7 protein-coding genes are annotated in these 8,731 nt (G+C 71.3%); 3 read left to right on the top strand and 4 right to left on the bottom strand.

The window, feature by feature from the left end; genetic code table 11:
• The 3 genes from ACFC09_RS10560 to ACFC09_RS10550 form a co-directional block, all read right to left on the bottom strand.
• A partial coding sequence (locus ACFC09_RS10560) for a chaplin (protein ID WP_376525667.1) occupies nt 1-562 on the bottom strand: 562 nt, incomplete at its 3' end.
• 121 nt (nt 563-683) lie between these two features.
• On the bottom strand, nt 684-911 hold the full coding sequence (locus tag ACFC09_RS10555; protein ID WP_376525666.1) for a chaplin: 228 nt from the start codon (nt 909-911) through the stop codon (nt 684-686).
• A 290-nt stretch (nt 912-1,201) separates the two neighbouring features.
• Nucleotides 1,202-1,612, bottom strand: coding sequence for a rodlin (locus ACFC09_RS10550; protein WP_376525664.1), 411 nt, complete (start codon nt 1,610-1,612; stop codon nt 1,202-1,204).
• 260 nt (nt 1,613-1,872) lie between these two features.
• Between ACFC09_RS10550 and ACFC09_RS10545 the strand changes: the two genes are divergently transcribed.
• Both ACFC09_RS10545 and ACFC09_RS10540 read left to right on the top strand, forming a co-directional pair.
• Nucleotides 1,873-2,283, top strand: coding sequence for a rodlin (locus ACFC09_RS10545; RefSeq protein WP_376525662.1), 411 nt, complete (start codon nt 1,873-1,875; stop codon nt 2,281-2,283).
• 408 nt (nt 2,284-2,691) lie between these two features.
• On the top strand, nt 2,692-3,102 hold the full coding sequence (locus ACFC09_RS10540) for a rodlin (protein WP_376525661.1): 411 nt from the start codon (nt 2,692-2,694) through the stop codon (nt 3,100-3,102).
• A 56-nt stretch (nt 3,103-3,158) separates the two neighbouring features.
• Here ACFC09_RS10540 and ACFC09_RS10535 read toward each other — a convergent pair whose 3' ends face one another.
• Complete coding sequence (locus ACFC09_RS10535) at nt 3,159-5,078, bottom strand: AMP-dependent synthetase/ligase (RefSeq protein WP_376525659.1); 1,920 nt, start codon at nt 5,076-5,078, stop codon at nt 3,159-3,161.
• A gap of 249 nt (nt 5,079-5,327) precedes the next feature.
• Between ACFC09_RS10535 and ACFC09_RS10530 the strand changes: the two genes are divergently transcribed.
• Entirely contained in the window at nt 5,328-8,504 is a 3,177-nt protein-coding gene (locus ACFC09_RS10530; protein ID WP_376525657.1) for a glycoside hydrolase family 2 TIM barrel-domain containing protein, read from the top strand.
• Nucleotides 8,505-8,731 lie beyond the last annotated feature (227 nt).

The following is an 8,731-nucleotide window of genomic DNA, read 5'->3' as shown; positions in this document are numbered from 1 at the left end:
ACTCGCCGTAGCCAGACTCATCGGACTCGCCGTAGCCAGCCTCGTCGGACTCGCCGTAACCAGGCTTCTCGGACGAACCGTAGCCGGGCTTCTCCGACGAGCCATCATCGGACTCGTCCGTCGCACCGTAGCCGGGCTTCTCGCCCGAACCGTAGGACGAGCCGCCGTACTCCTCGTCGGCCTTGTCCTTCGTGGTGCCCTCGGTTCGCTTCTCACTCTCGTCGCGCGGCTCACTCGTCTCGCGCGGCTCACTCGTCTCGCCGGCCTCGCCCTTGTCGCGCGTGGCGCTCGTGTCACTCGCGGCGCCCTCGTGCGAACCCGGGCCGTTGGCACAGGAGTTGCCGAACGCCGGGTCGAGCGCGGCGATCAGGTCGACGGCGTTGCCGCAGGCGTTCACCGGCACGTGCACCGGCACCTGGACGTTGTTGCCGGAGGCCGCACCGGGCGAGCCCTTGGCGACGCCGCCCGCGCCCGCGTCGGCGAGCGCGGGGCTGCCGTACAGGGACAGGATGCTCGTCGCGGCCGCGGCCGCGATCATTCCCCTGCTCAGGGTCTGTCGCAATCTCGTGGTCTTCCTGCTTGAAGAAGTGGGAAGGCCGGCCCCCGGAACGAAGAACCCAAGGATCAACGGTCCGGGGCCGGCCGTGACACAGCCCGGAGGCTGGTGCGTGGTGTCGGTGACGTCAGTCGCTGGCGCAGGTGTCGCCGAACGCCGGGTTCAGCAGGGCGACGAGGTCGATCGAGTTGCCGCACAGGTTGATCGGAAGCTGCACGGGGACCTGGATGGTGTTGCCGGACACGACACCGGGGGAACCCACGGCGGCACCCTCGGCACCGGCGTCCGCGAAGGCGGGGGCGGCAACGCCCAGAGCGAGGATCGCGCCCGCGACGACGGCAGCGCTTCTCTTCATGAACTTTCCCTTCTCTGCGGTCATGCCTCTTTGACGGCCGAAACCGCGCGAGCACAGCAGGAACGGCTCGCACCATGACCGGCAGGCTGTAGAACGAGGGATAGACAAACGAAGAAACTACGGAACGCGCGAGGCTCGGAAATTCACTCGAATGCCTTCACGGTATTCACACAAAAGGGGAAACGATTCGCCTGAGCAGCGGAAGTCGATTTGACGGGGGATTCATCAAAAGGAACCGCCCGGACTGCGATGCGTCGAACGCCGCGCCGTCCGGGCGGAATTCCGTCGGCTCAGTTGTTGCCGGCGCCGTTGCCGGACAGGGCCGAGATGTCGTCCACGACGTGCGACAGCGGTTCGTCGCCCTTGGCCTGGGTGGAGTTCTCGGCGCACTGCTGGTTCTGCGGCGAGGACAGGACGGGGACGTCCTGCACGGCGACCGGGACGGCGCCGACGACGGAGCCGACATTCGCCTTGAGCGGCAGACCGACACACAGCTTGTTCAGCGAGCTCTGCACCAGGGTGGCCTGCGGGCTCAGGTTGCCGTAGGTCGCCTGGTTGCCGAACGTCTCCGTGGCGCCGTTGCCGCTCGCCGAGGTGGTCCCGGCGTCATTGCCGATGGCAAGCGCCTGCGGGGCGACCGCCGCCGACGCACCGACGACGGACGCGGCGACCGCTGCCACGGCCATTGCCTTCTTCAGCATTTCGCTTTCCTTCCCTGGCCCTCATGTGACCAAGACGCACGTTCCTGCTCCCGGTCAACCCGCCACGGGCCAAATGGTTGCGGCAGGTCACTCGATCGGATCGCCCGGCGTCGCCACGGCGACGGATTCTCCAGGCCCGACGGGTAATCCCGGTGCGCCGGCATGTCGACCATCGGGGTGAATACCAGGAACCATTCGGGCCCGTGCCAGTTGAACCAGGACGCTCCGGTGGACGGGGTTTCTCCAGAAGGGAATCGCAAGTGATCAAGAAGGTTCTGGCCTCCGCCGCGGTCGCCGCCTCCGTCGTCGGCATCACGGCCACCGCCGCCCCGCAGGCTCTGGCCATCGGCAACGACAACGGCACCACCTCGGCGAGCGGCAACGGCGCCCAGCAGGCGTTCGGCAACTCGGCCACCTACGGCAACATGAGCCCCCAGATGGCGCTCATCCAGGGTTCGCTCAACAAGCCCTGCATCGGCCTGCCGGCCAAGGCGAACGTCGGCTCCGTCGTCGGTCTCGTCCCGATCGCCGTGCAGGACATCCCGATCCTGTCGTCGCCGCAGAACCAGCAGTGCGTCGAGAACTCCACCCAGGCCAAGGGCGACGAACCGCTGTCGCACATCCTGGACGACATCTCGGCCCTGTCCGGCAACGGCACCGGCAACAACTGACCGGACCACCTCCCGGGTCTCTTCCGGGCTCCCCACCGACGGGCCGCCGGACTTCCGGCGGCCCGTCGGCCTGTCCCGGGCCGTGCTGCGGACCCGGCCATCGGCGAGCAGGAGCGGCACGGCACGAGCCACAGGGAGCAGGCGGCACGGCGCGGCACCACGCGGCGCGACGCAGGCGGCAGGACGCAGGCGGCAGGACGCGGGCGGTACGGCGCGGCAAGGGCGGCGCGGCGGGGGCGCGCGTGTCGTGGGCCGGACGGCCGGGCGGCCGGGAGCGCAAAGGGGCGTTTGTCCCTTGATCCGACTGCGCTGGTCCATTCGAGGCACAGTCCGCAACCCGGGCGGGTGCGGGGCCGTTCTCGATCATGCAACTCCCTCCCCGGAGTCCGCCTTTCGAAGGGAACGAACATGAAGAAGCTGTGGGCGACCGCGGCTGTGGCCGCCTCCGTCGCCGGTATCGCCGCCGCGGCCGCCCCCCAGGCCCTGGCCATCGGCAACGACACCGGCACCACGTCCGCCAGTGGCAACGGCGCCCAGTCGCAGTTCGGCAACTCGGCCACCTTCGGTGACATGAGCCCGCAGCTCTCGCTGGTGGAGGGCTCGCTGAACAAGCCGTGTGTCGGCCTGCCGGCCAAGGCGAACGTCGGCTCCGTCGTCGGCCTCCTCGTCCCGGTCGCCGTGCAGGACATCGACGTCCTGTCCTCGCCGCAGAACCAGCAGTGCACCGAGAACTCCACCCAGGCCAAGGGCGACGAACCGCTGTCGCACGTCGTGGACGACATCTCGGCCCTGTCCGGCAACGGCACGGGCAACAACTGAGCGATCGCTCCGCCGCGGCGGGTCACCGGTTTCCCCGGTGGCCCGCCGTTTGCGCGTCAGCCCCGGTACAGCGCCTCGATCTCGGCCGCGTAGACCTCCACCGCCGCCCGCCGCTTGACCTTCAGGGACGGCGTCAGCAGGCCGTTGTCCTCGGTGAACTCGCCCTCGACCAGGGCGAAGGCACGGATCGACTCGGCGCGCGAGACGGCCTCGTTGGCGTAGTCGACGGCCCGCTGCACCTCGGCCCGCAGCCGATCGTCGCGCACCAGGTCCGCGACCGGGGTGTCGGCGGGCAGCCCGCGCACCGACAGCCAGTGGGCGACCGCCTCCGCGTCGAGGGTGACCAGGGCGGCGACGAAGGGACGGTTGTCGCCGACGACGAGGCACTGGCCGACCGGCGGACGGCTGCGCAGGCGGTCCTCCAGGACGGCCGGGGAGACGTTCTTGCCGCCGGAGGTGACGAGGATGTCCTTCTTGCGGCCGGTGATGGTGAGGTAGCCGTCGTCGTCGAGGGAGCCGAGGTCTCCGGTGGCGAACCAGTCGCCGGTGCGGACCGCGGCCGTGGCCGCCGGGTCGTTCCAGTACGACGTGAAGACCAGGCCGCCCTTGATCAGCACCTCGCCGTCGTCGGCGATGCGGACGGCCGCGCCGGGGATCGGCCGGCCGACGGTGCCGGGGCGGGGGCCGAGCGGCGGTACGACGGTGGCGGCGGCCGTGGTCTCGGTGAGGCCGTAGCCCTCATGGACGACGATCCCGGCCGCGTAGAGGAACAGGTTGAGGTTGCGGTCGAGCGGGGAGCCGCCGCTGATGGCGTAGCGCACGCGCCCGCCGAGTTCCCCCCGCACCCGGCGGTAGACCAGCAGGTCGTACAGGGCCCAGGCGGCGTACAGGCCGGGACCGGGGCCCTTGCCGGTGCCGAGGAAACGGTGCAGGGAGGCGGTGGCGAAGCGGACGGCGACGCGGTCGGCGCGGTCGAAGGAGGCGCCGCGGCCGATCCGCTCGGCGGTGGCCCGGCCGGTGTCGTGGATCTTCTCGAAGAGGTACGGCACCCCGACGAGGAAGGTCGGCCGGAACTCCTTGAGCGCGGGCCGGAGTTCGGCCGGTCTGACGCTGGGGAAGTGGCCGGTCTCGATGCGGGCCATCAGGCAGGCGATCTGCAGCGCGCGGCCCAGGATGTGGGCGAGCGGCAGGAAGAGGAGGGTGGCCGCCCGCCGGCCGGTGACCTCCGTGAAGACGGGGTGCAGCAGGCGGACGGTGTTGGCCGCCTCGGCGTGCAGGTTGGCGTGGGTGAGGACGCAGCCCTTCGGCCGGCCCGTGGTGCCGGAGGTGTAGCAGATCGTGGCGACCGTGCCGGGGGCCAGGGTGGCGCGGCGCTTCGCGACGTCCTCGTCGGGGACGTCCCGGCCCAGGTCGGTGAGCCGGTCCAGGGCGCCCTCGTCGAGGGTCCAGGTGCGCACCGGTCCGGGGTGGTCCGCGGTGCCGGTGCGGACGGTGGCGGTGTTCTCCGCGGTCTCGGTGACGACGTACCGGGCGCCGGAGTCGCGGACGATCCACTCCACCTGGTCGGCGGAGGAGGTGGGATAGACCGGGACGGTCAGGCCGCCGGCCGCCCAGACGGCGAAGTCCAGGACGGTCCACTCGTAGCGGGTGCGGGACATCACCGCGACCCGGCCGCCCGGTTCGAGGCCGGCCGCGATCAGTCCCTTGGCGGCGGCCGTGACCTCGCGGGCGAATCCGGCCGCCGTGACCGGGCGCCAGCCGCTGTCGTCCCGGCGGCGCAGCACCACGTCGTCGGGGGCCTCGGCCGCGTTGGTGAAGGGCAGGTCGGCGAGGGAACCGGTGGTCGGGGGCGGTACGAGGGCGGCGCTGCGGGCCTCGCGGACGACGCCGTGGTCGTCCCTGACGATCTCCACCCGGCCGCGGGTCGCCAGGTCGGTGCGTTTCCTGGCCCGGTTCAGGTCCTTGCGTACGCCCATGACGGCTCCCGGTCGCGGCTCGCCCTGCCGAACTTACTTACTGATGGGTCAACTTACTTGCGCGTAGCAGAAGGTCAACAGGGTGCGGCACGCCATCCCCCGCATACCCGCCGTTCGAGACCGCCGGAACCTGATGCTCCATCAGTTCCTTTGCGCCATACGAGGTGTGTGGGCCGCGCATGCCCTTGTGTGGTGAGCGGTTCCGTTCGATGCTGACGTTTCTTGATGCCCTACGTTCGGAGTCGCCGTATGAGTGCAGAGAGAGCCCCTGTCCGTCGACCACGCCGCCGTACCGTCCTCGCCGCGGGCGCACTGGCCGGCTGGGCCGCCTTCGCCGCGCAGAAACGGGCGTTCGCCGCCGACGGCGGGACGGAGGCCGACGGCGACCCGTGGGACGCGAACCCGCGGGTCTTCCAGATCAACCGTGAGACGGCACGGGCCCGGCTGGTGCCGTACGCGAACGCCGCCGACGCGCTGCGCGGCCGGTTCCAGGAGTCGCCGTACCACCGCTCCCTCAACGGCGACTGGCGCTTCAACTGGTCGCGCAACCCCGACCAACGGCCCGTCGGCTTCCACGAACCCGGCTACGACGACGGCGACTGGGACCGCATCCCCGTCCCCTCGAACTGGGAGATCGAGGGGTACCCCGAGCCGATCTACCTCAACATCAGGTATCCGTGGATCGGTTACGAGACGCCGGACCCGCCCGCGGTGCCGCACGACTTCAACCCGGTGGGCTCCTACCGCCGCACCTTCACCGTGCCGGACGGCTGGTCCGGGCGGCGCACGCTGCTGTCCTTCCAGGGCGTGAAGTCGGCGTTCTTCGTCTGGGTCAACGGGGAGCGGGCCGGCTACAGCGAGGACAGCTACACCCCCGCCGAGTTCGACGTCACCCCGTATCTGCGGCCCGGCACCAACACGCTGGCCGTGGAGGTCCACCGCTGGTCCGACGGCAGCTGGCTGGAGGACCAGGACATGATCGACCTGTCCGGGATCTTCCGGGACGTGTACCTGTACTCGATCCCGCCGGTGCACGTCCAGGACCTGTTCGCGCACACCGCGCTGGACTCCGCGTACCGCGACGCCGTCCTCACCGTCGACGTCACCGTGCGCGACCGGAGCGGCGCCGGCGGGACCGCCGGGCACCGGGTGACCGCGGAACTGTTCGACGGGCGCGGACGGCGGGTGCTGGCCCTCGCGGACACGACCGGGGACCCGGCCGTGTCCCTGAAGGGCGGGGTGCGGGCGCCCGCCCTGTGGTCGGCGGAGCAGCCGAACCTCTACACGCTGGTGGTGACGCTCGCCGACGCGAGCGGCCGGGCCATCGACGTCCACAGCACCCGCGTCGGGTTCCGCCAGGTCGAGTACGGGCCGGGGACCTTCACCCTCAACGGCAGGCCCGTCATGTTCCGCGGCACCAACCGCCACGAGAGCGACCCCGAGCGCGGCCAGGCCGTCGACGAGACCCGGATGCTCCAGGACATCCGCCTGATGAAGCAGCACAACATCAACGCCGTCCGCACCTCCCACTACCCCAACCACCCGCGCTGGCTCGAACTGTGCGACGAGTACGGGCTGTACGTCATCGACGAGACCAACCTGGAGACGCACGGCGTCAACAACAAGGTCCCGGCGTCGCTGCCCGAGTGGACCGACGCCTGCGTGGACCGGCTGCGCTCGATGGTCGAACGGGACAAGAACCATCCCAGCGTGGTCGTCTGGTCACTCGGCAACGAGGCCGGACACGGCGACAACTTCCAGGCCATGGCCGACTGGGCGCACGCCCGGGACGCCTCCCGGCCCGTGCACTACGAGGGCATGAACGCCGTCGCCGACCTGCACAGCGAGATGTACACCAGCCCCGCCGGGGTGGAGGCGTACGGGAAGTCCCAGAACGCCACGCCGTTCATGCTGTGCGAGTACAACCACTCGATGGGCAACAGCGGCGGCAACCTCCAGGAGTACTGGGACGTCTTCGAGCGCTATCCGAACCTGCACGGCGCGTTCGTCTGGGACTGGGTCGACCAGGCCATCCGGCTGCCGGTGCCCGGTGACTCCCGCCGCAGCTACCTCTCGTTCGGCGGCGACTGGCACCCCGGCTATCCCACCGACGGCAACTTCTGCTGCAACGGTCTGGTGAACGCCGACCGCGCGGTCCACCCCGGGCTGATCGAGATCAAGAAGTGCTACCAGCCGGTCGGGGTGACGGCGGACGACCTGTCCGCCGGGACCGTCCGGGTGCGCAACAAGCACCTGTTCAGCGGTCTGGGCGACTACCAGCTGCGCTGGTCGGTGACCCGGGACGGTACGACCGTGCAGCACGGCACGCTCGCGGCGCCCGAGGCGGCACCCGGCGCCGAGGCCGTCGTCCGTATCCCGTACCGCCGGCCCGGCACACCGGAACCCGGCGCCGAATACTTCCTCGGTCTCTCCTTCGTGCTGCGCCAGGACACCCGCTGGGCCGCCGCCGGACACGAAGTGGCCGCCGAACAGCTCGCGTTGGACTGGCACCGGCCCGCGGCGGACGACTCCCCCGCCGACGGCGCCCTGACCCTCACCGAGACCGACGCCGAGGTGCGGGTGCACGGGCGGGACGTCGAGGTGGTGCTGTCCAAGACCTCCGGCACCCTGTCCGGATACACCTGGCGGGGGCGGGCGCTGCTCGCCGAGAGGCCGGTGCCCAACTTCTGGCGCGGCCCGACGGACAACGACATCGGCCGCGGGTTCCAGAAGACCGCGCAGACCTGGCGGGACGCGGGCGCGCGGCGGACGGTGAGCGCCGTGCGGGCCGAGCAGCCCACGCCCGGCGAGGTCGTCGTCACGGTCGACTGCACCCTGCCGACCGCGCCGCAGACCGCCGCCTGGCACACCGAGTTCCGGGTGCGCGGGGACGGGGAGGTGCGGGTGCGGCACACGCTGGACGCGCCCGCCGGACTGCCCGACCTTCCCATGGTGGGCGCGCTGGTGCGGGTGCCGGCGGGCGCGGACCGCCTCGAATGGTTCGGGCGCGGCCCGCACGAGAACTACCAGGACCGCAAGACGTCCGCGTTCGTCGGGCGCTGGCGCTCCACAGTGGACGCGCAGGTCGCCCCGTACGTACGGCCGCAGCAGACGGGCAACCAGACCGATGTGCGGTGGCTGTCGCTGACCGACCGCTCCGGGGCCGGGCTGCTGGTGGCCGCCGACCCCGCGGACGGCGCGGCGCTGCTGGAGACCAGTGCGCTGCACCACGCACCGGCCGACCTGGACGGGCCGCGCCACCCCCACGAACTGACCCCGCGCGCCGAGACGGTGCTGCTGGTCAACCACCGGCAGATGGGCGTCGGCGGCATCAACTCGTGGGGTGCGGCCCCGTTGGAGAAGTACCTGCTGCACGCCGGGCGGACGTACGCCTACGGGTATCGGCTGCGGCCGGCGGACGGGTAGCCGCCGGGGGCGGGGTCCGCCTGGGAGACCTGGGGCGGGGCGGCGGTCATCCGCACACGCCGGCGGGTACCGGGACGCACCAGAAGGCGGCACCACCGGTCTGGCCCGGGGTGCCCCCACCAGCCCCCCGGCGTCGTTGCGGCCGGTGCGCCCACGGTCCCCCGTACCGAGAACCACATTGCCGTACCCCGACCACCACCGCACGGCTGCCAGCCCTTTCCAGCACC

Origin of the sequence: Streptomyces sp. NPDC056161, assembly GCF_042268025.1 — a bacterium.
Classification (GTDB): domain Bacteria; phylum Actinomycetota; class Actinomycetes; order Streptomycetales; family Streptomycetaceae; genus Streptomyces.
This window is presented reverse-complemented; position numbering and strand designations above follow the sequence as displayed.

Bases quoted from the DNA above. Each gene is read 5' to 3' on its own strand.
- ACFC09_RS10535 (WP_376525659.1), bottom strand. From the start codon at position 5,078: ATGGGCGTACGCAAGGACCTGAACCGGGCCAGGAAACGCACCGACCTG.
- ACFC09_RS10540 (WP_376525661.1), top strand. From the start codon at position 2,692: ATGAAGAAGCTGTGGGCGACCGCGGCTGTGGCCGCCTCCGTCGCCGGT.
- ACFC09_RS10555 (WP_376525666.1), bottom strand. From the start codon at position 911: ATGAAGAGAAGCGCTGCCGTCGTCGCGGGCGCGATCCTCGCTCTGGGC.
- ACFC09_RS10550 (WP_376525664.1), bottom strand. From the start codon at position 1,612: ATGCTGAAGAAGGCAATGGCCGTGGCAGCGGTCGCCGCGTCCGTCGTC.
- ACFC09_RS10530 (WP_376525657.1), top strand. From the start codon at position 5,328: ATGAGTGCAGAGAGAGCCCCTGTCCGTCGACCACGCCGCCGTACCGTC.